Here is a 26,969-nt window from a genome sequence, read left to right on the forward strand (position 1 = left end):
TTCGAACCTTCAATGGAACTTATATTAGGAGAACGAAATGAAAAGCAATGTTGTTACTTTGATTAGCCTTTTTTCTTTAGCAACGTTTAGTACTTTATCACATGCTGCGGACTCCAACGATCATGGTGTATATGTTGGCGCCAACTACGGTTACTTAAAAGTTGATGGACAAGATGACTTTGATGATGACAGCGATGTTATTCAAGGTTTAGTTGGTTACCGTTTTAATCCTTACTTAGCGTTGGAAGGTGGTTACATTGATTTCGGTAGCTATGGTAATAACTTAGCAAATGCCGAAACGGACGGCTATACAGCGGCTCTAAAAGTTACTGCTCCCATTGCTGATCGTGTCGACCTTTACGCAAAAGGCGGTCAAATGTGGTACTCGACGGATTACAACGTTGCGGGCTTCCAAGGCAACAAAGATGATGAAGGTGTATTCGCTGGTGCCGGTGTTGGTTTTAAAGTTACTGATAACTTCTTAGTTAACGCAGAATATATGTGGTACGACGTAGAACTCAATGCGGAGAATGTCGCGAACGGTGCAAACACGGAAACAGACTTTAACCAAGCATCACTAGGTGTGGAATATAGATTTTAATATTGTTAACAACTCTAAGCCCTAATAAAAAGCGAAGCCTAAATAGCTTCGCTTTTTCTGAACTCAATCTAGTTGAGGATAATTGAGCGGTTTTTAGAATAATTGTTAGTGTCTTTTACTGTTACGCTACTATATTTAGAGCATTTCTAACATGACTGTCTAACCTTCTTACTAGTCTCGAAAAACAAAGTTTTATCACTCTATAAGTAATACTCGATAGGTCGATCGCTGCGCTACCTGACATTACATTCATGTGACCTAAAATACCGCGGACGTGTTCTGTATACTCGTTTTTTAGTTTTGAAATGTACGCCATAGCTTTAGCTAGTTGATCCCAAGCAGTAAGGCCTACGGTTGCTATTTGTTGTATTATATGACCCAGACCTGAAATTCTTAGTAAGGTCAAAATTGAAGAGACTATTTTACTTACCCAACCATCAGTCATTCGAGCATTATATCTATTGTTGAAGTCAAGAAATACGTTGCGTTCTAGGTAAGTTTGAGATTTGGGTTGTAGTGCCGACCACTCATTACTTGTAGCGGTATTGACATAACCCGGAACAGATTTTTTTCCTAGTCCATGAGCGCAGAAGTAGATGCCAGAACTTCCATCTAGCCGATACTCAATACCACCGTGAGTAAATGGCCAAAGAGGAGACATAGGAACTGGATCTGCACCATGAGTGCAGCGATATGAAGAATCTAACTCCCTTCTTGCGTATGGTTTAAAGCCAACTTTTGGTGCGCCAAAAGTATATAGGTGTACGCTATAGCCGTACTGACTCTTCACCCAATCTGCCGCTAATGAAGCAAGAGCACCACCTAAACTATGACCTACACAGTGTATTGCCTTCGGTGCTTTCATGTTCTTTTTCGAATAACCAGCGATGTATGCTGCAAGTTGTGGCTTTATCGTATTGAAGAGATTTACAAAACCTGCATGTACCCTGTAACCTGATGAGGTACCTGATATCCCAATGTTTCCATCGGTCATAATGTCGCCGATGTTTGCTTGAGTGCCACGAAAGGAAAATACTAAAGTATCGGTAAACTCGCCCTTACCTCGACCTATCGCTACAAAATCTGATGTCATTCCACCAAATCCCATAAAGCCACTTGTCGTTCCTTTTTTGACATCATTCCTTAGATCAAATGTAAAAAACTTTGCTATATAACCACTAACGTTACGAACATTAGTTGCGAATACAGAATAAGGGATTTCTGCGATTCTAGATGATAGCTTTGGTGAGAGTGATTGCATTCTTTAATTTCCATATAAATCAGAGTCAATATATCCAAATAAATCACATTGACTATTTACGTAGTAGTCATCGTTTTCGTCATCATCAATTGAAAAAGCAAAGTACTTAAGAGGGTTTGCTGCATCACAGACTAGATTAGCCATATTGTTTTTTACGTAATCCTCTATTTCATAGCCATCGAACGAACCTTCCCAAATAATAACGCTTTCATCAATATCTAGTTCTGTGGTTAAAACAATAGTTACATAATGTTCAATAAGCGGGATCTTAACGCTCTCTTTGTTCTCATACACAGGAGAAAATTCAAACCGACCATTGCTGTCAGTAAATGTTGATAAGTCTATTGATTTTCCTGAAGCGCTTAAACCAATACTAAGACTAACCTTTTGGTTATCAATCGGCTTCCCTTTTTTTGTTAGCACACCATTGATTTGTGGTGTGTATTGGTTAACTTTATCGCTATTCAATATACTCTCTCCAAAACTCATATTAATGCTCAACAATATGATTGTAATAAATCCAACTAAGTAATTTCTCACATCGACTTTTTTCATTTTAAAAATCTATAAATGTATATGTATTGTGTGTTTTTACAATATTTAATGCTAACTATGTGATTCGTACTGCATTGCCCTTGTAACTTGTGAATTTGAAAATTACATTTTTAGATTTATGTTTATCTACTTGACCGATTTTTATTAGCATTAATAAAGTTTAAATCTGGAATACTCAGTCTACGCTAACCTTAGGTAGTTATATTGTATTGGATTTTTTAGGCTTTCATCAGGTAATGTGGAAGCAAAATAAACGAGAGCTATCGAATGGGAAAGAGCTCTATAAATACTAGGTTTCAGACAATGAAATCGTATTGAAAATAGTTAATTAGTCGCTTGCTCAAGAGGTGTTTTTATTACTTTACATCGTAATGCTAGATTGACTTGATAATTTATTTTTCCGCCAATTGTGATAACCAAGAACAAAAGAAAAGGCTTATTGAGTATCTTTTGATGGTTAGTGATAAACCCAAATTGTTCAACTTTAACCCATCATAATTCTATAACTTAGATTTAGCACTCGTAGTTGTTGATACCCCAAAAACTTAGAACACTTTAAATCGAAGAGCATATAGTACACACTTTTTGTCCTTGAATGAGTTCTTCTGAACTTCCATGTGTTTTTGGTGGTGTATTTATGAGCGTATCGCCTGTTACTTAATACTCAACGAGTTTTTAAATCGGTGTACGTTCAGAGTTATGCAGTAATGCTCGTGAAAAGTTATCAGGTAGCATGAGTGCGTGAGAAAAGAAGACAATGTGGATAGTGGATAGTGGATAGTGGATAGTGGGTTGTTGATACAAAAAAGGCCACCCGAGGGTGGCCTTTTCCAAACGTTTGGTGGAGCTGGCGGGATTCGAGAGTTCGTCGCCTTTCATTCTGTAAGTCTCTGATATACAAGGAGGGTACACCAGTGGTTTACTCGAAATGTAGCACACCTTGTAGAACACTGCTAGTTCAGTTCAGTTCCCACTTTGGGAGTTGAATTACTTGATTAGAGAGCTGTTGAGTTTCGAACCATTCTAGCTTTTGCGCGATAGCGTTTATCAATTACTGACATCGAGTAAAGTCGGCCAAGCATACGATTTGTTATGTTTAGATGAAGTGCTCTTGGTGAGTCTTTGATTGATAGCCATTGCGTCATTTCACTCAAGAGATATTGGTGTTGTTGGTTCCGGACTTTTAGTAAGCTTCCTTGAACAACTACGCCCGTGATTAGCTTTGGTGATGTTGCACTATAAAGCTTAGTTTTGTTTGGGTGCATGCAGTGGTCGTACTTAGATATTATCCTTCTAGCACAAGAAGAAAATAGACGATTCACTTCCTTTCCTGAGAATGTTAAGTCATCGACGTAAACGGTCATTTTAACGTTGTGCTTTATGGATAGTTCGTTTAGCTCATTGAACATCGTATGATTTGCCCAGAACGCTAACGGCATACTCAGACGACTTCCTGTGGGAATGTGTGAATGAATAGTGCATAGGTCAGCTAATAGATCTGCCACATCAGGAGCGCACTTCATAACACCATAAAAGAAAGAAAAGACCATCCTCCTAGTTGTTGAAGGAAAGAATGAGCGAATATCAGTGGTCAGGACGTTGTGACTATCTATGTGTGCTTCTGCATTCGTTACGTTTGAAACCCCTTTCTTTCCTGAATGTAAGTAATCAGGAGTGTCGATTCGACATAAAAGGCTCGCGATTCGAGTATGCACCATGTCTAAACTTCGAGCTGGTTGCTGTATCTTTCTAGCTTTACCCCCTGAATTATCTTCGAATTCTTTGTAGTTTCCTTGGTCTGTGCGTAAAGCTCTAAGGGTCTGTAGGGAGTGATTTAGCACCTCTGCGAGACGCCGTTTAGTTCTGAGTTTATATAAGGGAGAGTCTTTAAGAGCGTAGAACTTGCCTCGCGTATCAATTTTGAGCTTTGTTTTTGTTTTGGGCATGTTCGTCAGTCATCCATTCCAAGATTTTTAAGGCTTTACCAGCGAGAGACTTTCTAATTATCTGACTATACTTCCTTTCCTTTTCTACAGTCTCTGAAAACAAGACTAAAGAAGATACTGGAAGCTCAAACATCAGCGCATATTTGTTTAGAAGTTCAGGGGATATTGGGCGTTGATTAGACTCTATTTCAGATAGCTCGGTCTTAGATATTCCTAGGGCGAAAGCAGTTTCCGAGGGGGACTTATTGTGGTACTTCCGTATCAGTCGCAAAGCTTTATGAAGCATGAAGTTTTCCTTTGAGTTGAAAGAGGGGAGAACACATTACTCACCGTCTCCCTCTAACCATCTTACGATGGCTACTAGAATGTTAAGAATCCTAGTGAGGGTAATGAAGCAAGTCCAAGCATAAGCTTTCCAGCTTTTCTTCGGCTTCTGGTTTTCCTGTGTCTGTTGTTCTGTATTTGTTTGGTTCATATGAACATCTCCTTGTGCCCTTGAAGCCGTAGACTTATGTCCACTGGAAAACTTCAAGGTTCGCCTCACAAAGAAGGGATGAACAACACTAGCTCCCATTTCACGAACCTTGTTCGTCAAAGGTTCGAAACCCGCCCGCGCTTTCGTTCTCAGTCTTATCCAGCAACCTGATGATGAACATCAAGCGACGGCGAAGGGAGCACGCACGGGGGAAAAGGCAGAAAGTCCGAAACTTTCCTCGAGTTTGCACTCAGTTGATGGCGAGTTTCCCTCTTAACAAACACAATATTAGATTAGTTTATCTACTGATTGCATGTCAATGTGTTGAATATCAATTGGTGGATGAGGTTATGGCATATGTGATGTTGGGCGTTTTAGCTCTAATGATTTTGTGTAAAAAATCTGAGTGCTTGTATACATAATGCGCTTACTTGGTTTTCCCCCATGCCCCTTTAGCATACCTGCGGCTCTATGTTTCGATAGAGCTATTGCCAGCTTATGTCTAACTTTAAATGTATGAGTTGGAATACTCTTGTCAAAGGTTGAGTGCAATAGATTATGCCCAAATGCATACACTCTAAGGGTGTTATTTTTGTATGCTTTAGGTGTTGACTTGTCGATATGCATATAGCAAGTTAAGCATACAGTAACCTAAAGCACTCGTTCGAGGTATGACAATGACAACTCAATCCAATGACAGCAACTCAATGGTCTTTGCTTATGTCCGTGTGTCGACTAAGGAGCAGAACGTAGATAGCCAATTGAGTGACATCTCAAAGCTCTACCCTGATGCGGAGATTACGACAGAGAAAGTGTCGGGTACTGTGCCAGCTAAAGAGAGGGCAGGGCTATCGGTTCTTCTTGGTAAGCTACGTAAAGGAGATACTCTAGTCGTATGGTGGGTTGACCGTTTAGGGCGTGACTATCGAGACGCTGAATCGACTATACGTGAGCTTCTCGACAGGGGTGTGTGCATTAAGACTATCAACCAAGGTCTGACGTTCTCATACTCAAGCAAAGATGATGACATGCAGAACATGGTCACTGACATCCAGATTACCATGCTCACGGCTATGGCTGCGGCAGAGCGTAAGAATCGCTTAGCGTCGGCTGAGGCTGGAAGACAAGCGCTTAAAGCTAACCCTGCGAAGTGGGCTGAGAAGTTCCAAGGACGCAAAGCTAATACCAAGCAGCATCAGCGTATCATTGAGTTGTTACTTGAGGGAAAGTCTATCCGTGGTGTCGCTCAGGAGCTTGGCTGTAATGCAAGTACCGTACAGAGAGTGAAGAAGAAGGCGGTTGAAGCTGGCACCGTGTTCTAAGTGTCGGCTGCTTGAACAATAAGTACTCACTTAGCAAGCTCTTGCGTGACCATATTCAAGTTATTGCACTCACTAGTGACTACACATAACACAACCAAGTTGAGTTTCGGTATCTTTAGCTCACCTTAAGCACAAAGGAGCATTGATATGAACGACGTCTTAACTATTAAAGCCTCTAATCATCTTGATACTCAAACGCTGCTTACAACGCAAGACTCGCAGCTTCACCAAGAGGTGTGGGGGCATGTTAAAGCGTTAGTAGAGCTTGGTGTCTTTGAGGACGCTACAAATGGCATTGAGAATGTCTTAGCGCCTTACATGGCGGAGGTTAACGCCGAGCTTATCTAGGTCACTTGGGCGGGTGCAACGCCTGCCCTTGTCTGTCTTAGTTGGGTCAAACCATCGAGGTATCAACGCTCTCCTCCCCTGCCTTTACGCTCTCTTTGAGTCTCAACGCAATGCCAATCGAATTACGACTGCCTATAGGGCGCAGCCCGATACGGTGAGTCTGACAGGATGTTAATAACCTGTAATTACGACTGCCTATAAGAACAAACCCAATGCGGACTGTAGCCGCCAAACCACAGCAAGAAGTCACACATCAGAGTCACGCACTGAGTGGGCTTCAAGGCCATCACCTCGTTACCTCTCGGCTTCATAGAGAGTGAGTCTTAATGCCTTGGGCAAGCAGAGAGACAAAGAGCAATACATGCACCAGACGCAAAGCTTAAGAGTTCTCTTTATCTTTAAGGGAAGCTTTAAGCTTGTAAGACGTGCTGGTGTAGGGCGTGGATACTTAAAGTCTGTCTTTAAGATGTGATTGTAGTTATTAACAATAACAATCACTTACTTAGAGCTTAACTTAAAGTAGTTCTTAGAGAGACTTTAAGCTCTGCGCCTTCCTATCAATCATCGTCCTTTCTACCCAACCCTAAGTAACTACTCAATGCCTTTCTTATATATGTTGCAGTCTTGCAGGATTGTTCTGTAATTTATTGTTTTTAAAGGACTTGATATGACGTATGTAAACAACTCAAAGCTGAAAGCTAAGCTTGCTTGTGCACTTGAGTACTCAGACCTTAGTCGTCGCCAGATGGCCGTCTTTGATAACGCCTGTCGTTTGTCTGGGGTAGGTCGAGGGCTGTCTAGAAGCCGAATCTTTCGATTGCTTCAGACGCTCGATACACTTACCTATGACAGTCTTGAAAGGCGTCTTAATGTCAGTCTCAAAGCACTAAGCCGCGAGTCGTATTCAAAGCGCACCATTGCGTTGTACTTATCTGTTTGCCGTAAGGTAGTGTCTCAGTTAGCACAAATGTATGGGATACCTCGTCATGAGACAACAATCCCTGAAAGTGAGTCTCAGTACTGGCTCAGTGTTAGCGACAAGCGAGTCTTTACTGTTGCTGAACGAATGCTACCGAAAGGGGCAAAGTATCTTATCGTGTCGATGTCGACGCTTGAAGAAGCTCTAAGGCTCAAGCCTCGTACTATTCGAGAGTCGCTAAAGCGGCTTGACCACCACGGCTATATCGTGTGTTTAGGTGGTGATGAAGGTGCGAACTACAGCATTACCTTTAAACGCTCGATACATGCCACATCAGTGCTATCACTCCAAGCAGCCTGATTAACCCTCAGATCTCCACAACCCACAATAGGCCACCACAAGGTCTACTTCACTTCAAACCCAACGCTTAACCGCAAAGCCATGCTGTCAGCTAGTCACTACGAGTCTTTCGTTGGTGTAGTTGGCTATGTGGGGCTTTCGGTGTGGCTTTACGATTAAGGACTCAATATGAATACACAGCTTCAAACGATACATCTATTACACAACGCTCAGCACCCACTAAGTATCTATTGCGATGGTTCAGCACCAGACAATCAGCACGGGTGTCTTCAAGGGGGTGTTGGTGTCGCTGTTTACGACGCTCTTGGACATTGCATTCAGGAGTACTCATCCTCCGTTCGCAGGGCTGGTGGTGTCACCAGTCAAAGGGCTGAGCTTCTGGCTCTCATCATTGCCTTACTTGTAGCTGGTGAGGGGGACAATGTCTTTAGTGACAGTCAGTACTGTGTGCGGGGCTTCAATGAATGGCTTGATAGCTGGAAGCGTAACGCTTGGCGCAACTCAAGCAAGAAGCCTGTCGCTAATCAGGACTTATGGATGCTGATAGATGAGCTTAAAGCTATTCGTCCACGTGTTAGCGTTGAGCACGTAGCTGGTCACTCTGGCGTCAAAGGTAATGAGCATTCAGACTGCTTAGCGAGACAAGCAGCCGAAGGTAAAATGTAAAATGAAAGGTAACACTTGGGTAGACGTCAGGTGTTACCTTTTAATTCGTACTAGTTAGATAGTACATAGGGCTTTATGTCGAAGTCGAACGTAATGTTGTCCAATATAGGAGCTAATGCTGATGCGACATAAGCTTTACCATACCGTCCAAACGTTTCACTTCCGTCCCCATGACCCACATAGGCTGCTGCATGACTGCGGGATACGCCTGATTGCTTCAGGGCGTTGATGAAAGTGTGCCTGAAAGAATGGTAAGCCTTATGTTCGTTCTTGGCGTTAGGCAGCACTTTGTCGCGGAAGCGAGCAAACCATTTGGATGGTGCTTGTCCATACCCATCTCTTCCTCTCTTAAGCTCAGGAAAGACGCGCTCATGAGTGAGGTTCTGTACGTAGTCAACGAATCCTAGTTCAATTAATTTAGGGTGCAGTGGAATAGTGCGAATTGAACTCATATTCTTGGTTTTCTGGTCTTCTTGAGTATTGGTGATGGTCATAGTCCAAAGTCCGCTCTCATCATCTCTACGAACGTCACATACATGCAACTGACACAACTCGTTGAGACGAGCACCTGTATAAAGCCCTAGTACAGGTAGCCAGTAATAGTGTGGGTGTTTACTCTTACCTCCTTGGAAGTATGGATGCTGAAATAGGGTCTTTAAGTCAGACTCAGTGAACGCGCTACGCTCATCAGATGCCTTTTTCTTGGTCTTTACTTTGAGTCCTTTAAAGGCATTCTTGGACGCGTACTCATTCAACACGCACCAGTCGAAGAATGAGCTAACACCAGTCATTGTGTCATTTGCTGTGCTTACTGCCATCGGTGTCGGTTTGAGAGCAATGACATCATCAACAGGTAAGCCCTTAAAGCTCGACACTTTGTTGAGGTTCGCTGGTAACTGCAAGAGTTTATCCTTGAACATCAAAGCATCAGCACGCTTGAGAGAGTCAATAGGACGGTCGCCCAAGATGTATAGCATGAGTCGCATACGAGCCTTGTAGCTTTCAAAGGTCTTGGGTTGCATGTTGTCTTTTTCTCTATCCTTGAGGTAAAGCTCTACGCATTCAGATAACAGCAAGCTTTGATGTTCGCTCTCCGTCGGAGCTTGCGTTCCCCTTAGCTCATGAAGGTAGGTATCAGACGCATTAGGTAACTCAAGACGCTCTGCCATCACATCCGTGAGCTGAGTAGTTAATGAGGATAGTCCTTGTATCGACTTTCTACAGCTCTCGATGACAAGTTGTCTTTGATTTTCAAATGGTTGCTCTACAAAGTACTCGTAGTGCTCTGACTCCATCGCACCCTCAATGATACGCCACGAGCGCGAAAGCTTGGCGTCATACTCACTCAATTTATTTTCGGCAAGGTCGCACATGAGTTCGCATAAATCATCTCTCATTGCCTCAATACCCGTAAAGACGCTCTCACGCTCCTTTAGTGGCGCAGTAAAGACTTGTGCGTGTAGTAAGCTCTGAGTTCCTACTAGGTTGCCAGACGTCGCTTGAGTGATTTCTTTGTGTTGAGCTTGGCTAGCTTTGACGTCAACGAGCACCTCAAGTGGGTTACTTGCGTAGCCTTTAGGTTTGCTTGTCGTTGTTGCGAGAGTCTCATGCTGCGCAAATAGGACGTCATGCTCTACAGATAGCTGACGCGCTCTAACACGAGCTTCTGCGACAGACTTGGTGCGCAGTGAGATTTTGATGGACTTTTTGTTGCCAAAGAATGGCTGAGAGTGGGTTGGGATACGGCGTTGATAGTACCAGTTACCGTTTGCCCGTTGTGTCATGTGCAAAGTGTCATCTCCGTCCATATGTAGAACAGGATGTACCTCAATTTCTCTTTTCATAGGCATATATAAAAAGAAAGCCCCTGAAAAATCAGAGGCTTACATGATGTTTGGTGGAGCTGGCGGGAGTTGAACCCGCGTCCGAAAACCGTTCATCATTGGTACTACATGCTTAGTCGATCTTTAATTTCGCCACCCACCTGCGAACCGACACGCTAATGAATGACTAGCCTGAATTAAAATTCGCCGTTCATCTCTCAGGCGGGAGAATCCGGGCTAGCGCGTTTGGGTTTGATCCCTCGTTGATCCCCGTCTTACGTGCGGAAGCTAGGGCGAGAGAGCTCTTAGCAGGTTATTAAGCTGCTAGTGCGTAGTTTTCGTCGTTTGCGACTATTTTTTTGCGGTTTGTTAACGAGGCCTACCGCACCTCGGCATGCACCTCAGACTTCTGAATTCCCGTCGAATCCTAAATCAGCCCCAGGTAATATTCGCATAGTAACAGAAAAGCATTGGCTGTCCAGTACTATGCGTTTAAGTGGTCAAGATTAACGCAGCGCGCTCTTCATTACGCGTGCTTTTTCTCTTGCCCAGTCTTTTTCTTTTAGATCCGTACGTTTATCGTGCAGCTTTTTACCTTTTGCTACGCCAATTTTTAGTTTCACCCAAGAGCGAGACCAGTACAGTGAGAGGGCCGTTAATGTCATACCTTCACGGTTTACACGTCCGAATAGATTATCCAGCTCACGACGACTCATTAGTAGTTTACGCACACGTGTAGGGTTCGCCACAACGTGTGTCGATGCCTGATTTAAAGGAGTGATTGTCATGCCACTCACAAAGGCTTCACCGTCACGCATAAATACGTAACTTTCAGAAATATTGGCTTTACCTTGGCGAAGGGCTTTCACTTCCCAACCTTGGAGCTCCAAGCCAGCTTCGATTTCATCATCGATGAAATACTCGTGGCGAGCTTTTTTATTCAGCGCGATAGTATTGCTACCCGCTTTTTGTTTCGTTTTTTTCTTTGCCATAATAGCGTCATTATACGGGTTGGATATCGGATAGGAAATCCTTTTATTTGCGCAATCGTGGAATAAAAGTAAAATTGGCGAGTAGCTTTAAATCTGTACATGTATCGATAGGAGTATGTATGAAGCAAGTCAGCCGTTCTGCGCTTGTGTCTTTTAGCGCCGAACAGATGTTCAATCTGGTTAATGATGTTGCTAAATACCCTGAATTTCTGCCTGGTTGCTCGGGCTCTAGAATCATTGAGTCTTCGGGGAATGGTATGGTGGCTTCTGTCGATGTGGCGAAGGCTGGAATCAGCAAAACGTTTACGACTTCAAATGAGTTGATCCCAGGTCAGGCAATTATGATGAACTTGGTGGATGGCCCGTTTAAGACGTTGCGTGGTGGTTGGATTTTTACCGCGCTAGATGAGCAAGCTTGCAAGGTTGAACTAAAGCTTGAGTTTGAATTCTCAAGTAAAATGATTGAGATGGCCTTCGGTAAGATTTTTAACGAGCTTACTAGTAATATGGTAAATGCATTTACTAAACGCGCAAAACAGGTCTACGAGTGTTATGAGTATTGAGTCAGATATGATTCACGTTGAGGTTGTCTATGCTCTTCCTCATGAACAGCGTGTATTTAACTTAGTGGTAAATAATCACGCAACGGTAGAAGAGATCATTCGACAATCCGGTGTATTGGAGTTGTACCCTGAAATTGATTTGTCCAAGAACAAAGTGGGTGTGTTTAGTCGTAACGTGAAGTTGGATGCGACCGTTCGAGATCGAGACCGAATAGAGATTTATCGTCCGTTACTCGCCGATCCGAAAGAGATTCGCCGTAAGCGGGCGGAGCAGGCTAAAGCCGAGGGAAGTGCAGACCCAGTCACCGGTGGCAAGCCTAGTTCTGTACGTAAAAATAAGCAGGATTAATATAAACCCAATAGCTCATGTGAGTTACTCAAAGTTTGACTAACGTGATTTCTATATAATAAAAAACCTCCCAAACGGGAGGTTTTTTTGCAAAAGTCAGTTTACTGAATTTGCTCGTAAAATGCGTCACTTTTTGGAAAGTCACCACTGATGTCTGCGAGTGTGCCTTGGTCATTAAAGTTTACAATCAGATCTTTCTGTACTGGTTCGCCATGGCCAGGAGTATGATGATAGATGTAATACCAAGTGTTTGGATAGCCGTTTTCAATAAGCATTGGCGACCCTAATACGAAGCGAACCTGTGCTTTAGTCATCCCAAACTTTAATTTATCAACCGCACTTTGTTCTACATAGTTGCCTTGGTTGATATCAATACGATAAACCAGTCTTTCCAATACCGAACATCCTGTCAGCAATGTCATTGCTAATGGTACGGCAACTAACCACTTCTTTAATTGCATAATAATTTCTTAGTAACCTTTAAAATACTGCGCTGATAATAAACAAGCTCGACGCAGATGTAAAAAGCTATGCGTCGTATGGTAGACAATCTGACAACGAATTTTGAGTTGAGTTGCATTTATTCACCGATATTAGGCGGTAAATGTCACCACATGACGTATTAGTTAGGTGACGAAGAGCACATTTCAATCGGAGGTAGGGTGATGGACGCTTTCAGCGGTGAGCCAAGCCTAGTGACTCGTTAGTCGGTTTTGGCGAATTCGCGTAATGCATCACCTGAAAAACGATAATACTCTTTTTCATGAATTAGTGTTGCACCAATTGAGCGGTAAAACTGACCTGCGGTAGGGTTACTACTTTCAGCTGTCCAGTCCAACCTTTGGCATCCACACTTGATCGCCAAAGATGCCAGATACTTCATTAACTTGAGACCAACCCCTTTTCCTCGAACCTTCGAAGATACGAACAGATCTTTTAAGTACATCTGCCCTGAGAGTTTTGGGGCAGGGAACATGACGGTATAAGATGCAAAGCCTACGACGTCATCATTATCGTAAACCGCAATGATATTAACACCAGAATGTTCAGAGAAGACTTGGCTCTTTAGATAATGGACCAGATCGTGTTTTGATGAAGCTTTTTCTTTGAAGTAGTAATGTTCTAACTCAATAAAAATAGGGATGAGATCTAAGCAGTTGGTTTTGTGTATTGCTCTGATATCCATATCTCATCCCTTGTCGATTTATTAAGCGGCGATAAGCAGTTCTTTTGCGTTTGCCAACGTTGAGTCGGTTATTTGACTACCACCAAGTAAGCGAGCTAATTCTGCCACACGTTGTTGTTCATCTAATGCGTGCATTTGGGTTTCGGTTTGGCCTGCTTTGGTTTGCTTAGCAACAAACATTTGTTGATGGCCGCATCCGGCAACTTGAGGGAGGTGAGTGACACACAATACTTGAGTAGATTCGCCAAGCTTGCGTAGCATTTTGCCCACTACGGCAGCTGTTGGGCCACTAATACCTACATCCACTTCATCGAAGATTAAACTTGGTGTATCTACTTTCTGAGCGGTGATCACTTGGATCGCTAGAGAGATACGTGATAGCTCACCGCCTGACGCAACTTTTGCTATAGGTTGCAATGGTTGTCCCGGGTTGGTCGATACTAAGAAGCACACGCTGTCCATGCCAAGCGGCGATGGGTGCGTGTTGTCATTGCTAACTTCGATACTGAATACTGCTTTCTCCATGCTCAATTCGTGCATGCTTTGTGTGATCAGTTTGTTCAGTTCTTTTGCGTAACGGCTGCGTGATTTGTGCAGTTTTTCTGCTTGTGTTAGAAAGCTTTGGTACTTGTGTTCTACTTCTTGAGCAAGCTCATCTAAACGTTCATCGGAGCAATCTAACGCTTCTACTTGGGCCAGAAGATCTTGATGATGTTGGTATAGTTCTTCTGGCATTACGTGGTGTTTACGAGCTACAGACATCACTTTAGAAAAACGTTCTTCTACATAAGCCATACGAGCAGGATCAACATCGATGCCATCTAAGTAGCTGCGTAATTCATTCTTCGTTTCTTCAAGTTGAATCATCGCTTCTGACAGCATGTTAGGTAGCTCAGATAGCTTTTCATCTAATTCGGCTAATTGAATTAGGGAGTGATTGGCCGATTGCAAAATACCAAGCGCATTGACTTCTTCACCTTCGTAAATAAGTTCGATGGCTTGCTGACAGGTAGTGGCGAGTTCACCACTGTTGGATAGTCGTTTATGCTCTTGCTCGAGCTCTGCAAATTCTTCTTCACCTAGCGATAACTCATTCAGTTCTTTGATTTGGTATTCAAGCAACTGTTTTTGCGCCTGGTTTTGCTGGCTATTTTCTTTTAGCTGCTTGAGGTTATTATCCGCCTGACGCCAATGCTGGTAAGCACTTCGTGTGCTTTTTAGTAGGTTTAAATGCCCAGCATATTGGTCGAGCATGGCCATTTGGTGCTCACTTTTCATCAATTGATGATGAGCGTGCTGCCCATGGATATTGATAAGTAGCTGCCCTAGAGATTTGAGTTGTGATAGTGGAACAGGGCTGCCATTAATGAAGGCTCTTGAGCGGCCTTCTTTTGTGATAATACGACGCAAAATACACTCACTGCCATCTAGCAGATCGTTATCTTCTAACCAACGTGTTGCATGTAAGTTGTTGTCCAATAAAAAAGCGGCGCTAACTTCGGTTTTCTCTTCACCTTGTCGCACCATGCCGGCATCGGCTCGTCCGCCTAAGCAGAGCCCTAAAGCATCGATAGCAATGGATTTACCCGCGCCTGTTTCACCTGTAATGGTGGTCATGCCCTTAGAAAGCTCGAGTTGTAAAGACTTAACAATCGCAAAATTATTAACACTTAGATGAGCCAGCATTTTATTTACCTGTATAACTGAACAATACTGTATAAGAGAACAGTATATACTGTTTCTTTATACAGTAAAGTCAGGTAAGGAAAATTTTCTTTGTAGGCTGTTTTTTTGTGATGAAGTGGGAAAAATGAGCCGATGTGATTACAACGACTCATTAAAATTGAACAGGTTACGGACGAGTTGGGTTAATCGTTAATGGTTCTAGTGTGACGACTGCATTCACACCTGCACCTGGGTGATCCACGTATGAAGTGTCTTGCATTAGAGTGTAGTAAACGTCGACGAAGTCATCATCATTCGTGAGTACACCATCGGGGATAGTGTCGATGATCTTGTTCGTGATTTGCGGAATAATCGCATAAGCCTGAACTTCTGGATCTGGAATCGCTTTCAATACTTCTTCGGCAACTTGAACAAGGAGTTTTGCCAATTGTTTATAGTCTGTGCCGTCATCTTGCTCCATGAGCACAATGTCTGCCGCACCCCAGCGGTAACGAGACCAGTGAATAATGATCTGATTTGGATAATAATCTTGGTTATCGTAGTCTAAGTATGGAAGCTCCACCAAATCGAGAGTAGGTTCATCACGACTTGGATTGACGCCCGTTACGATAGCGTAGATTTCTGCCTTGCCAGAGATCCAAGGTTCTTTGTCATCGGCTAGACGGATCTTTTTCAACTGCGTGGTTTGAATTGGAGCCGCTTCGCCCACTGCGCTACTTGACAATAACGGTGTATTTTGGCGTTGTTCATCAGCAATATATGGTTGAACTAAAGCTGGTTGACCGAGTTTTTCATCTCAGCTTGCATAGCTTGCAAGCCTGCTTTTAGCTCTGCAGAGCTATTGTTATCAACGACAAGTACAGGTACCTCAGGGAGCTGGTAAACATCGAGTTGATGGATGTTGCCATAAACATCAAATGCTTCGATGTATTGCCAATTCTCATCATCACCACTTGGTTCAAACGCAAATAATGGCTCGACCTCGCCACTTTGCCATGCTGTTATCATGGCTTCATTTGCCAAGCGAACTTCTAACAACTGATCTGAGTATTCAGAAATACCTTTCCAGCTACGAATTTGAGTGTCAGCTTGTACAAGCTGGCGGCTGAACTCTGAGTTAGGGTTTTGCTTAACAAATGCTGATACAGACACGTTAGTCTGTTGTGGAGTAATATCTCTTCTCAACATGGGTTCAATGGCAGCATAGTTCTCACTCAATTGTTGAGCTAGGGCACGCTTCGTCTTAGTGATATCTTCCGCTTTTGCGTTGGATACACTGTTGACTTGCGTTTCCTCTGATTGGCAGCCAATAAGTGCTAATGTACTGAGAACAGACAGAATGATGGTTTTCTTCATAATATGTCCTTTATTGATTGTATGAAATAGAGTTAATACTCTATTCATGGTGAGAATATCACCGGACATAGATCATTGAATTTGCTTTTCTATCTTTTGTGTAAAGTTTGCCCACAGGATCAAAATTTATAAGCTTCTCTTTAATGATGACAAATATCGTGTCGCCTCACTACTTTGTGTCTATTTCTTGTCTAAGAAAGCCAAAAGCCAGTAGCAATTAAGCTGCTGGCTTTTTTATTGAAGTTATTGCCCTGAGTAACAAGTGTTAGAACAATTTACTAGACCAGCCAAGCTTATTCCGTAAGACGTGATAGTAGCTGTAGTCTTTTGGATGGATGAGCTTTAGTACATTTGGACTTTGATAGATGTGAATTTCGTCGCCAGGGGTAACTGGAAGTGAGACTTGTCCATCACAGCTAACTTCTTGTGTTCCACGGTTTTCTGGTGATACCACCAATTTAATTCGACGTTTTCCATCAACCACCAAAGGTCGACTCGACAATGTATGAGGGAACATTGGCACGAGTGAAATGGCATTCAAGCTAGGAGAAAGAATTGGGCCGCCGCCAGAAAGTGAATATGCCGTCGAGCCAGTCGGAGTGGAGACAATCAAACCGTCGGCCCGTAAAGAGAAGGCGAAGCTTTCATCAATATACACTTCAAATTCAATCATATGAGCAATTTGCCCTGGGTGAAGTACGGCTTCGTTTAGCGCAGCGTTATGGCTCTTTATTTGTCCGTGGCGGTGTACTTCCGCCTCTAAAAGAAAACGTTCCTCTTCAATATACTCACCGTCGAGTACCGCTTGCAGAGACGCTTGGAAGTCGTCTGGGTTCAAGTCAGTTAAGAAGCCCAAATTTCCACGGTTCACGCCTATAACTGGCACATCAAATCGGGATAAAATTCTTGCCGCACCTAACATGTTGCCATCGCCACCAACCACAATGGCTAGATCGGCATTTTTTCCTAGTTCAACTAAGCTAGCAAACTGACTCTGTGGGATATCATCCAGTATTGCGGCAAGGCGATCGTCAATGAATACTTTATAGCCCTCAGAGGTCAACCATTGGTACAACTCTTTATGAGTTTGAATTGCTTGTTGATCTCTTGGTTTTCCGATAATCGCGATCACGTTACATGGATTTTTCATAGCATTTCCGCATTAAAGAGGCTTGAATCAGGAATCTTCATCCCCATAATAATGGCAAGTCACCTAAATATGCGAATTTTTATGTGGTTAAAGCCCGCAAAAACGCGCATGGCTTTAAGGGCATTATGTTGAATTCTGGAGATATCATGAGCAACGAAGAAAACAAAGTTACAGAAGAAGAGCTTGATCAAATCATCGAAGAGGCTGAAAAAGTAGAAGCTGAAGCACAAGAAGTTGAAGCTGAGCTTGAAGAGCTTGGTGATGAGACAGACGCTAAGATTGCTCAACTAGAAGCGGCACTATTGTCTAGCGAGGCAAAAGTAAAAGAGCAACAAGATGCGGTGTTGCGTTCTAAAGCTGAAGTAGAAAACATGCGTCGTCGCACTGAGCAAGAGATCGATAAAGCACGTAAGTTTGCGTTGAACAAGTTTGCAGAAGAGCTGCTTCCTGTTATTGATAACCTAGAGCGTGCAATTCAAGCGGCAGATACAGAGAATGAAACTGTGAAGCCGTTCCTAGAAGGCGTTGAACTAACCCATAAAACGTTTGTAGACGTTGTAGCGAAATTTGGCTTGAAAGCAATCAACCCTGAAGGTGAAGCATTCAATCCAGAGTTCCATCAAGCGATGTCGATTCAGGAGAGCCCTGATCATGAATCAAACACTGTTATGTTTGTTATGCAAAAAGGTTACGAACTAAACGGCCGTGTGATTCGTCCGGCAATGGTAATGGTTGCTAAGTAACTTTAACTCCCTGTTTTTTAAATATAAAAGCGCCCATCATTTTTGATGGGCGCTTTTTTGTTTTAAACATAAATGACTGCATCGAACTTCGTTGTATATCGATAAATGAAAATTTGATCCCCTTCATATTTTTTCCTATTGGTTAATTATTTTCCTATAGGAGATTTTCTCTCATCTCGCTGCGTGTTTATTAACGGGAAGGGCTATAAGTGATTGTAATCATTCGCTGCGTGAATGTTTGTTCTGCATAGGAATGTAAATATAGTCATTTTTTCTAAAACAATTTCGTTAACAAAAATGTAAATTATCACTTTATTTTGTAACTTTGGTGTGTATGATTTGCGACTAATGCTTTAAAAGTAAGCATATATAACTACAAAAATGTAAATAGCAAACACAACATATCGGAGATTTATAATGGATAAATCGCTTTCTAGTAAGATTTTTATAGGCTTGTTTGCCGGCCTTGTGCTGGGGACAGCAATTCAGTACTTATTTAGCGGTATTGCGATTTTTGATACATACCTACTTGGAGCTGCAGAAGGTGTTGGCGGCATGTTCGTCTCACTGATCAAATTGCTTGTTGTTCCTTTAGTTTACGTTTCAATCGTATGCGGCATTGTTGACTTGAAAGACATCAGTGCATTTGGTCGTCTTGGTGGAAAAACTTTTACCCTTTACATTCTTAACACCATCATTGCGATTACGGCGGCTTTGACTGTCGGCTTGATCTTCCAGCCAGGAGCGGGCGCTAATCTAGCAGGAACGGTATCTGAGGCTGTACAGCTGACAACGACAGAGACGCCGGACATTTTCTCTTTAGTTGTTAACATTGTTCCTAGCAATCCTGTACAAGCGTTTGCTAGCGGCGACATGCTGCAAATCATCTTTATGGCAATTTTGACGGGGCTTGCAATTCAAGCTTTGGATTCTCGTGGTGGCCCAGCTATTCGCACATTCAAAATGGCAAATGAAATCATGATGAAATTGGTTGGATTAGTGATGAGTCTTGCACCATATGGTGTGTTCGCACTAATGATTCAACTAGGTGCAACGCTAAACGCCAATACATTAATGTCCGTTGCCGGTTACGTGGCTTTGGTGGTTGCGATGTTGGTGTTCTGGATCTTCTTCTTCTACCCAATGGCAGTGAGTATTGCGACAGGAACTTCTCCAAAGACTTTCCTACGTGCAACTCGTGAGCAGATTCTTTTCTCTCTATCTACCGCGAGCTCAAACGCGACTATCCCGGTAACGATGCGCACACTGACAGAAAAGCTTCAGGTCTCTAAATCGGTTGCTGGCTTCGGTGTACCACTGGGCGCAACGATGAATATGTCTGGTGTGTCTATCTATATTGCTCTAGCAACGATGTTTGTTGCGAACGCTTTTGGCCAGCCAATTAACACCGCAGACATCTTCACACTTGGCTTAACTATTCTTCTGTTATCTATTGGTGCTGGCGGCGTTCCTGGGGGCGGCGTGGTAATGGTAGGTGTTTTGCTTCACCAGCTAGGCTTACCACCTGAAGGTTTGGCAATCATTGCAGCGGTCGACCGTATTAATGATATGTTCTGTACATCATCTAACGTTGTCGGCGACACGGCAGTGAACACCATTGTTGCAAAAACAGAAGGTGAGATAGGTAAAGAAGAAGGTGTTGATGCTGAGCCTGCTCAAGCGAACGCCTAATACCTTGAATCATTTATTTTAACCCTAATATTGAAGCGAGCTCTTATGAGCTCGTTTTTTATTTAGGAAGAGTCGGGCATAAATAAATTTATCTGGGAAATGACGTTTTGTTGCGCTACAGCAGTGTGACGAGTTCCCAACTAATCAGAAAGAAACACATAAATTTCGAAAAAAGACGCTTTTTTTTAATTCTGCCCTTGAAAAGCATTTTGCCGCCCTTATCTATGTGGCATAGAGAAGCAAACATTGATTATTTTTGTTTGTGAGCAAGGGTTGAAACCCGATTCTCCTCCCCCCACATTGGGGTTATAACCAAACGAAAATAGAATTTATTCGGAGATAGCCAGATGGGTAAAATCATTGGTATTGACTTAGGTACTACTAACTCATGTGTTGCTGTATTAGACGGCGACAAACCACGTGTAATTGAAAACGCAGAGGGCGAACGTACTACTGCATCGGTTATTGCTTACACTGACGGTGAGACGCTAGTAGGTCAACCAGCGAAACGTCAAGCAGTAACTAACCCAGAAAACACGCTATTTGCAATTAAGCGTCTAATCGGTCGTCGTTTTGAAGACGAAGAAGTTCAGCGTGACATCGAAATCATGCCTTACAAAATCGTTAAGGCTGACAACGGTGATGCTTGGGTAGAAGCGAAAGGCCAAAAAATGGCAGCTCCTCAGGTTTCTGCTGAAGTTCTTAAGAAAATGAAGAAAACTGCTGAAGACTTCCTTGGTGAGGAAGTAACTGGCGCAGTTATCACAGTACCTGCTTACTTTAACGATGCTCAGCGTCAAGCGACAAAAGATGCTGGCCGTATCGCAGGTCTAGAAGTTAAACGTATCATCAACGAACCAACGGCAGCTGCACTAGCTTACGGTCTAGATAAGAAAGGCGGCGATCGCACTATCGCGGTATACGACCTTGGTGGTGGTACATTCGATATTTCAATCATCGAAATCGATGAAGTTGAAGGCGAGAAAACATTCGAAGTTCTAGCAACTAACGGTGATACTCACCTAGGTGGTGAAGACTTTGATAACCGTCTAATCAACTACTTGGTTGATGAGTTCAACAAAGAGCAAGGCATCAACCTTAAGAACGACCCACTAGCAATGCAGCGTGTTAAAGAAGCAGCAGAGAAAGCGAAAATCGAGCTTTCTTCTACTTCTCAAACAGACGTAAACCTACCTTACGTTACTGCAGATGCAACTGGTCCTAAGCACATGAACATTAAAGTGACTCGTGCAAAACTAGAATCTCTAGTTGAAGACCTAGTACAACGCTCTCTTGAGCCATTAAAAGTAGCTCTAGCTGACGCTGACCTATCAGTAAACGACATCACTGACGTAATCCTAGTTGGTGGTCAGACTCGTATGCCAATGGTTCAAGCGAAAGTTGCTGAGTTCTTTGGTAAAGAAGCGCGCCGTGACGTAAACCCTGACGAAGCAGTAGCAATGGGTGCTGCAGTTCAAGGTGGTGTACTTGCTGGTGACGTTAAAGACGTACTACTACTAGACGTAACTCCACTGTCTCTAGGTATCGAGACAATGGGTGGCGTGATGACTAAGTTAGTTGAGAAGAACACAACTATCCCAACTAAAGCGAACCAAGTTTTCTCTACAGCGGAAGACAACCAGAGCGCGGTAACTATCCACGTTCTACAAGGTGAGCGTAAGCAAGCGATGTACAACAAGTCTCTAGGCCAATTTAACCTAGAAGGCATCCAGCCTGCACCACGTGGTATGCCACAAATCGAGGTTACGTTTGACCTTGATGCGGATGGTATCCTACACGTGTCTGCGAAAGACAAGCAGACTGGTAAAGAGCAGAAGATCACTATCCAAGCTTCTGGCGGTCTAAGCGATGAAGACATCGAGAAAATGGTTCAAGAAGCAGAAGCTAACAAAGAAGCGGACAAGAAGTTCGAAGAGCTAGCGACTGCACGTAACCAAGCTGACCAAATGATTCACGGTACTCGTAAGCAAGTAGAAGAAGCTGGTGAAGCGCTACCTGCAGAAGAGAAAGAGAAGATTGAAGCAGCAATTTCTGAGCTAGAAACAGCACGTAAAGGCGAAGACAAAGAAGCTATCGATGCTAAAGTTCAAGCACTAATGACTGCTTCTCAAAAGCTGATGGAAATCGCTCAACAACAAGCTCAAGCGCAGCAAGCACAAGGTGCTGACGCAGGTGCACAGTCTAAAGAAGACGACGTTGTAGATGCTGAGTTCGAAGAAGTTAAAGACGACAAGAAATAATATTTCTTAACCAGATGGCTGCATAGCCATCTGGGGTCGATAAGACTTCGTGTGCGGGCGTTTGGGGCAACTCTTACGCCCGTCTGTTTGTAAACGCTGTCTTTCTAGTTAAGTATGTTGCAGACAAGTGCACTTACCTAGAACGATACAAACACCAAGCGGTGAATCGATGCCGTTTGTAGTAATTAACTGGTGACGAAGAACATGTCAAAACGTGATTTTTACGAAGTATTAGGCGTAAGCCGTGATGCCTCAGAGCGCGATATCAAAAAGGCGTATAAGCGTCTAGCGATGAAATTCCACCCAGACCGAAACCAGGGTGATGATTCTGCGGCGGACAAGTTTAAAGAAGTAAAAGAAGCGTACGAAGTTCTGACCGACCCTCAAAAGAAAGCGGCGTACGACCAATACGGTCATGCTGCTTTTGAACAAGGCGGCGGTGGTTTCGGTGGCGGCGGCTTTGGCGGCGGCGGTGCTGATTTCGGCGACATCTTTGGCGATGTATTCGGTGACATCTTTGGTGGTGGTCGTCGTGGCGGTGGTGGCCATCGTGCCCAGCGAGGTGCTGACCTACGTTACAACATGGAATTGACGCTAGAAGAAGCGGTTCGTGGTGTAACGAAGGAGATCGAAGTACCGACACTAGTACACTGTGATACCTGTGATGGTAGTGGCGCGAAGAAAGGTTCATCTGCTGAAACATGTGGTACCTGTCATGGTCATGGTCAAGTACAGATGCGCCAGGGCTTCTTCGCAGTGCAACAAACCTGTCCTACCTGTCACGGCAAAGGTAAAATCATTAAAGACCCTTGTAATGAGTGTCATGGTCAAGGTCGTAAGCAGAAAACAAAAACACTTAATGTTAAGATCCCTGCAGGTGTTGATACTGGCGACCGTATTCGTCTATCTGGCGAAGGTGAAGCGGGAGAAATGGGAGCACCAGCGGGTGACTTGTATGTACAAGTGCACGTGAAAGAGCATCATATCTTCGAACGTGATGGTAACAACCTATACTGTGAAGTGCCTGTAAGCTTTGCGATGGCGGCTTTAGGTGGTGAAGTTGAAGTACCAACTCTGGATGGTCGCGTAAGCCTAAAAGTACCTTCAGAAACGCAAACAGGTCGTATGTTCCGCATGCGTGGTAAAGGTGTGAAAGGCGTTCGCGGTGGCGGTGTTGGTGATCTTATTGTGAAGTTGGTTGTCGAAACACCAGTAAATCTAAGCTCACGCCAAAAAGAACTGCTCAAAGAGTTTGAAGAGTCTTGTGGTGGTGAAGCTGCAACTAAGCACAAGCCTAAATCAGAAGGCTTTTTCAACGGTGTGAAAAAGTTCTTTGATGATTTAACCAGCTAAGACGTTAGCGAAAAGCACACATACAAAGGCCTGCTAAAATGCAGGCCTTTTTGCATCTCGGTGTTCTTCCTAATTCCAGCAATCACTTGGTTCTTCGACATTTGTTGACGTTAAAGTAATCGTTTTAGAACCAGTCAAGCACTCGTCGTCGTCTTGTCCCAGAGACGATTTTGCTGTTGCTGTAATGGTATAGGCCGTACTTGCAGAGCTCGCAATATCGAAAGAAAATCTATTTGTGTCTGAGTCACATAGAGTGCATGTGCCTCCAGAGAGAATATGACTCCAGTCGTACCCACCATCATAAGATGTCTCTAGCTCTAGCTGAATTCGACTAAGATCGCTCAAGGCTACCGTCCTATGAGACTTGATTACATGATTAGTGTAAGAGGGGTAGGCGACTGCAGCAATGATCCCGACAATCACTACAGCTACCAGTAATTCGATCAATGTCATCCCTCTCAATCCTTTTTTGTAGCCGTTACAACGAGAAATTCGAATCATCACGAGTAGTTTCCTTTTCACTTTTCCGCCTATTTTTGGCAGGTGATAGCATCTGTGCAAGATGAATTACGGCCCTTTTGCCGTTTACATAGGAATTTGGGAAATGCCTCGCGGGTTTACGTTGTTGGAGCTTCTTATTACTGTTGCTGTACTGAGTATTATATTGGCGTTTGCAGCTCCAAGCTTTAGCCGTGTTTCACAAACTGTGCAAATGCAGCGATTAGCAACTGAATTAGCTGGCTTTCTAAGCCAAAGTAAGTCCGAGGCGGTAATGAGAAATCAAAAGTTATATATACATTTCTCTATGGCTAAAAACGTCGTTGTCAGTCAAGGTGCATGGTCTCTACAGTTAACTAACTCGTCTAGCGGCTCTGGGGGCGTAATTTTAAGCCTTTCCGGCTCTGCCTACCCTGAATTATCTTTGAAGCACAGCTACGATAATCAAAAAATAAGCTTCGATGAGGTCCGTGGACGACCCCAAGGAGGAAATATAGAGTTTTTCCCAACCAATGCTCAAAACATAAAACTACAAGCAAAGCTCTCTAACCCTCCCGGAAGGATTAAAATTTGTAGTAACTCTGGAGCTAAGTTATATGATTACCGTCAGTGCTAACAAACGTTATCAAATAGGTAGCTCTTTAATCGAATTGATGATTAGTTCTTTAATTGGATTAATTGTCCTTAGTGTAGTGGGCTCTATATTCTTGAGTTTACAAAAAACAGCAAAGGAAAAAAGCTTAGAGCTAAATTTATTGCAAGGTCTGAATATCACTTTATCTGTTATGAAAGAAGATATTCAAAGGGCAGGTTATGATGGTGGGAACGGTAGTTCACTCAAATTATCCGGAGCTACAGGAACCATAATGCTGAGCGGCGCCTCTTCTGTAGGGCTTGTGTATTTTAAAGAGGACTCAGCTGCCAATGAAGACTATCGAAATATTAAGTATGAGAAGAGAGATACTCGGTTTTTTATATGTGAAAAAGGCGTTGTGTCTCAAACACAAATATTATCTTTTGATGGTATAGATTTTTGTCGTTCTCTATTTGATGATGATATTTTCCAAGTTACCCAATTCACCGTTAGTTCAGAAACAGTGACTAATGGAGGAAATGTAAGTTCGGTCACGAGCGTTAAGTTAGGTTTGAAAACGATTGATGGAGTCTTTAGTGAAGTTGCGGAGTTTTCTATCAAACAAAGGAATTGGCAATGACATCTAAATATAGCTATTCCGGTTATACCACTTTGCTTGTGACTTCTATACTTTTATTACTTGCTTTAATTGCATCATTAGCATCATCCAAAGGTGTATTTTTTCAAATAAAAGTTGCGCAAAACGAAATAAAATCTCGACAAGCACATTGGTTAGCGGAAGGAGGTGTTGAATGTGCATGGGCGCAATTTAGAGTTAATAATATTGTACCTGCCGTAATAACAGATTGTGGCTCAGGGCTTTGGACGATTCCGAATTTTACGAGTACTTCCAAGGGGTATTTGGTTACTTCTAATGTTGGATTTACAAGCATTAGTAAGGAGATTATTTTGGGAGGTAACTTGAGTTATGGTGCAATGCAGTCTAGTGCCGACATTTATTTTCATTCTAGTGCAACGTTCTCTACTCCAGACCCAGGGGAATTGAGCAGCGATGGGTGGGAGTGTATTGCGTTAAGGTATAAAAAGCGCTTTTACTCCTCTTCAGTTGATAATAAAGGCGTAATTCATGGAGAGTCTCCCTATGCCGATTTTAACAACCCTACAAATAAAGATTGTGCAAACACGATGGCAAACCGTCATCTCTCATCTAGTGTTGGCGGGGTTGGTGCTGGTGATGATTTTACTCAAGATACAGATTTAAAGCCATTTGAATCCTTCTTTGGAGTAAAGGCTGAAGAGCATAACGATGTCCGAGATAATGGTGTATTTCATGTTATGACGGGCTCAGTGGCTGATGGTATACCTAATTGTGGTGCTGCTTTAACAGCAGAAATTCAGTCAGGGAAGCATCATTTATGGGTGGAAGGGAGCTGTGAAATCAAGCAATCGGAATACAATGATTTAGTGAATGCTACATCATCGACCAATGGCGTAACAGTGCTCATTCATGATGGTCTTTTCTCCGTGATGGGACCACCGAGCTCCGGCGCTACATCAAATAAGTTTAAAGGGGTCTTGTTTCATTTCAATCATGATTATACCCCGACAACAGCGGATTGGGTTGGGTTCGAAGCCAATGCTCACCTAAATCATGTGCCAAGTGTTGTAGAAGACTCATACAGGACAATAGCTTCTTATTATCAGCATGGTTCTTTTACGGTATCTGGTGGTCAATATTTTGATAGTGAAGATCAGGCAGCGGTTTTCTTCGATTCTTTGGACTTTAGATACAATAAAGATGTGATAGACAATTCAAGGAATGCGCATGCAATTCCTAGATGGAAAAAAGGCTCCTGGAATGATCTCTAAACAAAAAGGTTTTAACCTTCTTGAAGTTCTAATTTCTTTTCTACTTATCGGTGTTGGGGCACTAGGTTTAACTAAGCTAAACGTGTATTTAGAACGCGAATCCGAATATGCCATAAAAAGTATTGAAGCACTTCGTCTAGCAGAAAACCAGCTCGAATGGTTCCGGACGCGTGGTGCTTCTGCGGCGATGTCTACCATCACACCTGCAAATTTTGCTTCTATTGCAACAGGCTCTTCTGTTACTGGATCTTATGTCGTCGAATGGGAAGTTCCAGCTGCCACGGTTTCAGGAACACTGAAAACTATCACCATTACCTCTAGCTGGAAGGATAGAATCGGCGAGACACGATCAGTTCAGCTTAAAACGATGATCTCACAATACAGTGAATTCGAAAACTAA

Annotated in this window: 26 protein-coding genes, 1 other RNA gene and 1 pseudogene; 15 read left to right on the plus strand and 13 right to left on the minus strand. The window is 43.0% G+C overall.

What is annotated here, in order from left to right:
* The first annotated feature begins 37 nt into the window (after positions 1-37).
* Positions 38-601 (plus strand): porin family protein, encoded by a 564-nt coding sequence (locus R7P35_RS15840; RefSeq protein ID WP_005381668.1) that lies wholly within the window; start codon positions 38-40, stop codon positions 599-601.
* Positions 602-722: 121 nt separating this feature from the next.
* Here the strand turns inward: R7P35_RS15840 and R7P35_RS15845 are convergent, their stop codons facing one another.
* The 4 genes from R7P35_RS15845 to R7P35_RS15860 all read right to left on the minus strand — a co-directional run bounded on the left by R7P35_RS15845 (position 723) and on the right by R7P35_RS15860 (position 4,838).
* A complete protein-coding gene (locus R7P35_RS15845) occupies positions 723-1,862 on the minus strand; it encodes a lipase family protein (RefSeq protein ID WP_025768873.1) in 1,140 nt (379 codons plus the stop codon).
* Positions 1,863-1,865: 3 nt separating this feature from the next.
* Positions 1,866-2,417, minus strand: coding sequence for a DUF6795 domain-containing protein (locus tag R7P35_RS15850; protein WP_225466667.1), 552 nt, complete (start codon positions 2,415-2,417; stop codon positions 1,866-1,868).
* Between the two features lie 1,914 nt (positions 2,418-4,331).
* Positions 4,332-4,649: a helix-turn-helix domain-containing protein gene (locus R7P35_RS15855; RefSeq protein ID WP_025625821.1), complete on the minus strand. Its 318-nt coding sequence runs from the start codon at positions 4,647-4,649 to the stop codon at positions 4,332-4,334.
* A 36-nt stretch (positions 4,650-4,685) separates the two neighbouring features.
* Complete coding sequence (locus R7P35_RS15860) at positions 4,686-4,838, minus strand: hypothetical protein (RefSeq protein ID WP_155489880.1); 153 nt, start codon at positions 4,836-4,838, stop codon at positions 4,686-4,688.
* A 677-nt stretch (positions 4,839-5,515) separates the two neighbouring features.
* Between R7P35_RS15860 and R7P35_RS15865 the strand changes: the two genes are divergently transcribed.
* From R7P35_RS15865 to R7P35_RS15880, 4 genes are all read left to right on the plus strand, one after another.
* On the plus strand, positions 5,516-6,160 hold the full coding sequence (locus R7P35_RS15865; protein WP_025553968.1) for a recombinase family protein: 645 nt from the start codon (positions 5,516-5,518) through the stop codon (positions 6,158-6,160).
* Between the two features lie 147 nt (positions 6,161-6,307).
* Complete coding sequence (locus tag R7P35_RS15870; protein WP_005479249.1) at positions 6,308-6,508, plus strand: hypothetical protein; 201 nt, start codon at positions 6,308-6,310, stop codon at positions 6,506-6,508.
* Positions 6,509-7,175: 667 nt separating this feature from the next.
* Positions 7,176-7,787, plus strand: coding sequence for a hypothetical protein (locus R7P35_RS15875; protein ID WP_176310827.1), 612 nt, complete (start codon positions 7,176-7,178; stop codon positions 7,785-7,787).
* 168 nt (positions 7,788-7,955) lie between these two features.
* Complete coding sequence (locus R7P35_RS15880; protein ID WP_151514555.1) at positions 7,956-8,453, plus strand: RNase H family protein; 498 nt, start codon at positions 7,956-7,958, stop codon at positions 8,451-8,453.
* Positions 8,454-8,503: 50 nt separating this feature from the next.
* Here R7P35_RS15880 and R7P35_RS15885 read toward each other — a convergent pair whose 3' ends face one another.
* The 3 genes from R7P35_RS15885 to smpB form a co-directional block, all read right to left on the minus strand.
* The gene (locus R7P35_RS15885) at positions 8,504-10,237 is read right to left on the minus strand and encodes a site-specific integrase (RefSeq protein WP_258458722.1); all 1,734 of its coding nucleotides are present in this window, start codon (positions 10,235-10,237) and stop codon (positions 8,504-8,506) included.
* A gap of 111 nt (positions 10,238-10,348) precedes the next feature.
* Positions 10,349-10,716, minus strand: a transfer-messenger RNA (tmRNA) gene (ssrA, locus tag R7P35_RS15890).
* 66 nt (positions 10,717-10,782) lie between these two features.
* Positions 10,783-11,268, minus strand: coding sequence for an SsrA-binding protein SmpB (gene smpB / locus R7P35_RS15895; RefSeq protein ID WP_005381642.1), 486 nt, complete (start codon positions 11,266-11,268; stop codon positions 10,783-10,785).
* Positions 11,269-11,387: 119 nt separating this feature from the next.
* On the opposite strand from smpB, the gene R7P35_RS15900 reads away from it, so the two are divergent.
* Both R7P35_RS15900 and R7P35_RS15905 read left to right on the plus strand, forming a co-directional pair.
* Positions 11,388-11,831 (plus strand): SRPBCC family protein, encoded by a 444-nt coding sequence (locus R7P35_RS15900; protein WP_005381641.1) that lies wholly within the window; start codon positions 11,388-11,390, stop codon positions 11,829-11,831.
* A complete protein-coding gene (locus R7P35_RS15905) occupies positions 11,821-12,180 on the plus strand; it encodes an RnfH family protein (protein WP_005381640.1) in 360 nt (119 codons plus the stop codon). Before R7P35_RS15900 ends, R7P35_RS15905 begins: the two co-directional genes overlap by 11 nt.
* A 101-nt stretch (positions 12,181-12,281) precedes the next feature.
* Here the strand turns inward: R7P35_RS15905 and bamE are convergent, their stop codons facing one another.
* The 5 genes and pseudogenes from bamE to nadK all read right to left on the minus strand — a co-directional run bounded on the left by bamE (position 12,282) and on the right by nadK (position 17,558).
* A complete protein-coding gene (gene bamE / locus R7P35_RS15910; RefSeq protein WP_017820585.1) occupies positions 12,282-12,641 on the minus strand; it encodes an outer membrane protein assembly factor BamE in 360 nt (119 codons plus the stop codon).
* Between the two features lie 242 nt (positions 12,642-12,883).
* Entirely contained in the window at positions 12,884-13,366 is a 483-nt protein-coding gene (locus R7P35_RS15915) for a GNAT family N-acetyltransferase (protein WP_005381636.1), read from the minus strand.
* A gap of 21 nt (positions 13,367-13,387) precedes the next feature.
* Positions 13,388-15,052: a DNA repair protein RecN gene (gene recN / locus R7P35_RS15920; RefSeq protein ID WP_005383750.1), complete on the minus strand. Its 1,665-nt coding sequence runs from the start codon at positions 15,050-15,052 to the stop codon at positions 13,388-13,390.
* Between the two features lie 166 nt (positions 15,053-15,218).
* A pseudogene (locus tag R7P35_RS15925) lies at positions 15,219-16,408 on the minus strand (DUF3103 domain-containing protein).
* 265 nt (positions 16,409-16,673) lie between these two features.
* A complete protein-coding gene (nadK, locus tag R7P35_RS15930) occupies positions 16,674-17,558 on the minus strand; it encodes an NAD(+) kinase (RefSeq protein WP_005381631.1) in 885 nt (294 codons plus the stop codon).
* Between the two features lie 146 nt (positions 17,559-17,704).
* Here nadK and grpE point away from each other — a divergent pair, with 146 nt between their 5' ends.
* The 4 genes from grpE to dnaJ all read left to right on the plus strand — a co-directional run bounded on the left by grpE (position 17,705) and on the right by dnaJ (position 23,607).
* Entirely contained in the window at positions 17,705-18,301 is a 597-nt protein-coding gene (grpE, locus tag R7P35_RS15935; RefSeq protein ID WP_021034134.1) for a nucleotide exchange factor GrpE, read from the plus strand.
* A gap of 417 nt (positions 18,302-18,718) precedes the next feature.
* Complete coding sequence (locus R7P35_RS15940) at positions 18,719-19,993, plus strand: dicarboxylate/amino acid:cation symporter (protein WP_005381625.1); 1,275 nt, start codon at positions 18,719-18,721, stop codon at positions 19,991-19,993.
* Positions 19,994-20,340: 347 nt separating this feature from the next.
* Positions 20,341-22,254 (plus strand): molecular chaperone DnaK, encoded by a 1,914-nt coding sequence (dnaK, locus tag R7P35_RS15945; protein WP_005381623.1) that lies wholly within the window; start codon positions 20,341-20,343, stop codon positions 22,252-22,254.
* Between the two features lie 204 nt (positions 22,255-22,458).
* Complete coding sequence (gene dnaJ, locus R7P35_RS15950; RefSeq protein ID WP_005381620.1) at positions 22,459-23,607, plus strand: molecular chaperone DnaJ; 1,149 nt, start codon at positions 22,459-22,461, stop codon at positions 23,605-23,607.
* 69 nt (positions 23,608-23,676) lie between these two features.
* On the opposite strand, the gene R7P35_RS15955 is transcribed toward dnaJ, so the two are convergent.
* Positions 23,677-24,108: a type IV pilin protein gene (locus R7P35_RS15955; RefSeq protein ID WP_054579037.1), complete on the minus strand. Its 432-nt coding sequence runs from the start codon at positions 24,106-24,108 to the stop codon at positions 23,677-23,679.
* 103 nt (positions 24,109-24,211) lie between these two features.
* Here R7P35_RS15955 and R7P35_RS15960 point away from each other — a divergent pair, with 103 nt between their 5' ends.
* From R7P35_RS15960 to R7P35_RS15975, 4 genes are read left to right on the plus strand one after another with little or no spacing between them, the layout of a single operon-like run.
* Positions 24,212-24,721: a GspH/FimT family pseudopilin gene (locus R7P35_RS15960; protein WP_213904958.1), complete on the plus strand. Its 510-nt coding sequence runs from the start codon at positions 24,212-24,214 to the stop codon at positions 24,719-24,721.
* Entirely contained in the window at positions 24,702-25,319 is a 618-nt protein-coding gene (locus R7P35_RS15965) for a PilW family protein (RefSeq protein ID WP_005381615.1), read from the plus strand. The genes R7P35_RS15960 and R7P35_RS15965 overlap by 20 nt, the downstream gene beginning before the upstream one ends.
* Entirely contained in the window at positions 25,316-26,569 is a 1,254-nt protein-coding gene (locus R7P35_RS15970; RefSeq protein WP_318092345.1) for a hypothetical protein, read from the plus strand. The genes R7P35_RS15965 and R7P35_RS15970 overlap by 4 nt, the downstream gene beginning before the upstream one ends.
* Positions 26,559-26,969 (plus strand): prepilin-type N-terminal cleavage/methylation domain-containing protein, encoded by a 411-nt coding sequence (locus R7P35_RS15975; RefSeq protein ID WP_005381606.1) that lies wholly within the window; start codon positions 26,559-26,561, stop codon positions 26,967-26,969. Before R7P35_RS15970 ends, R7P35_RS15975 begins: the two co-directional genes overlap by 11 nt.

Origin of the sequence: Vibrio sp. Vb0304 (assembly GCF_033338995.1) — a bacterium.
In the GTDB taxonomy this organism is placed as follows: domain Bacteria; phylum Pseudomonadota; class Gammaproteobacteria; order Enterobacterales; family Vibrionaceae; genus Vibrio; species Vibrio alginolyticus.

Bases quoted from the DNA above. Each gene is read 5' to 3' on its own strand.
- R7P35_RS15840 (WP_005381668.1), top strand. From the start codon at position 38: ATGAAAAGCAATGTTGTTACTTTGATTAGCCTTTTTTCTTTAGCAACG.
- R7P35_RS15845 (WP_025768873.1), bottom strand. From the start codon at position 1,862: ATGCAATCACTCTCACCAAAGCTATCATCTAGAATCGCAGAAATCCCT.
- R7P35_RS15850 (WP_225466667.1), bottom strand. From the start codon at position 2,417: ATGAAAAAAGTCGATGTGAGAAATTACTTAGTTGGATTTATTACAATC.
- R7P35_RS15855 (WP_025625821.1), bottom strand. From the start codon at position 4,649: ATGCTTCATAAAGCTTTGCGACTGATACGGAAGTACCACAATAAGTCC.
- R7P35_RS15860 (WP_155489880.1), bottom strand. From the start codon at position 4,838: ATGAACCAAACAAATACAGAACAACAGACACAGGAAAACCAGAAGCCG.
- R7P35_RS15865 (WP_025553968.1), top strand. From the start codon at position 5,516: ATGACAACTCAATCCAATGACAGCAACTCAATGGTCTTTGCTTATGTC.
- R7P35_RS15870 (WP_005479249.1), top strand. From the start codon at position 6,308: ATGAACGACGTCTTAACTATTAAAGCCTCTAATCATCTTGATACTCAA.
- R7P35_RS15875 (WP_176310827.1), top strand. From the start codon at position 7,176: ATGACGTATGTAAACAACTCAAAGCTGAAAGCTAAGCTTGCTTGTGCA.
- R7P35_RS15880 (WP_151514555.1), top strand. From the start codon at position 7,956: ATGAATACACAGCTTCAAACGATACATCTATTACACAACGCTCAGCAC.
- R7P35_RS15885 (WP_258458722.1), bottom strand. From the start codon at position 10,237: ATGACACAACGGGCAAACGGTAACTGGTACTATCAACGCCGTATCCCA.
- smpB (WP_005381642.1), bottom strand. From the start codon at position 11,268: ATGGCAAAGAAAAAAACGAAACAAAAAGCGGGTAGCAATACTATCGCG.
- R7P35_RS15900 (WP_005381641.1), top strand. From the start codon at position 11,388: ATGAAGCAAGTCAGCCGTTCTGCGCTTGTGTCTTTTAGCGCCGAACAG.
- R7P35_RS15905 (WP_005381640.1), top strand. From the start codon at position 11,821: ATGAGTATTGAGTCAGATATGATTCACGTTGAGGTTGTCTATGCTCTT.
- bamE (WP_017820585.1), bottom strand. From the start codon at position 12,641: ATGCAATTAAAGAAGTGGTTAGTTGCCGTACCATTAGCAATGACATTG.
- R7P35_RS15915 (WP_005381636.1), bottom strand. From the start codon at position 13,366: ATGGATATCAGAGCAATACACAAAACCAACTGCTTAGATCTCATCCCT.
- recN (WP_005383750.1), bottom strand. From the start codon at position 15,052: ATGCTGGCTCATCTAAGTGTTAATAATTTTGCGATTGTTAAGTCTTTA.
- nadK (WP_005381631.1), bottom strand. From the start codon at position 17,558: ATGAAAAATCCATGTAACGTGATCGCGATTATCGGAAAACCAAGAGAT.
- grpE (WP_021034134.1), top strand. From the start codon at position 17,705: ATGAGCAACGAAGAAAACAAAGTTACAGAAGAAGAGCTTGATCAAATC.
- R7P35_RS15940 (WP_005381625.1), top strand. From the start codon at position 18,719: ATGGATAAATCGCTTTCTAGTAAGATTTTTATAGGCTTGTTTGCCGGC.
- dnaK (WP_005381623.1), top strand. From the start codon at position 20,341: ATGGGTAAAATCATTGGTATTGACTTAGGTACTACTAACTCATGTGTT.
- dnaJ (WP_005381620.1), top strand. From the start codon at position 22,459: ATGTCAAAACGTGATTTTTACGAAGTATTAGGCGTAAGCCGTGATGCC.
- R7P35_RS15955 (WP_054579037.1), bottom strand. From the start codon at position 24,108: ATGATTCGAATTTCTCGTTGTAACGGCTACAAAAAAGGATTGAGAGGG.
- R7P35_RS15960 (WP_213904958.1), top strand. From the start codon at position 24,212: ATGCCTCGCGGGTTTACGTTGTTGGAGCTTCTTATTACTGTTGCTGTA.
- R7P35_RS15965 (WP_005381615.1), top strand. From the start codon at position 24,702: ATGATTACCGTCAGTGCTAACAAACGTTATCAAATAGGTAGCTCTTTA.
- R7P35_RS15970 (WP_318092345.1), top strand. From the start codon at position 25,316: ATGACATCTAAATATAGCTATTCCGGTTATACCACTTTGCTTGTGACT.
- R7P35_RS15975 (WP_005381606.1), top strand. From the start codon at position 26,559: ATGATCTCTAAACAAAAAGGTTTTAACCTTCTTGAAGTTCTAATTTCT.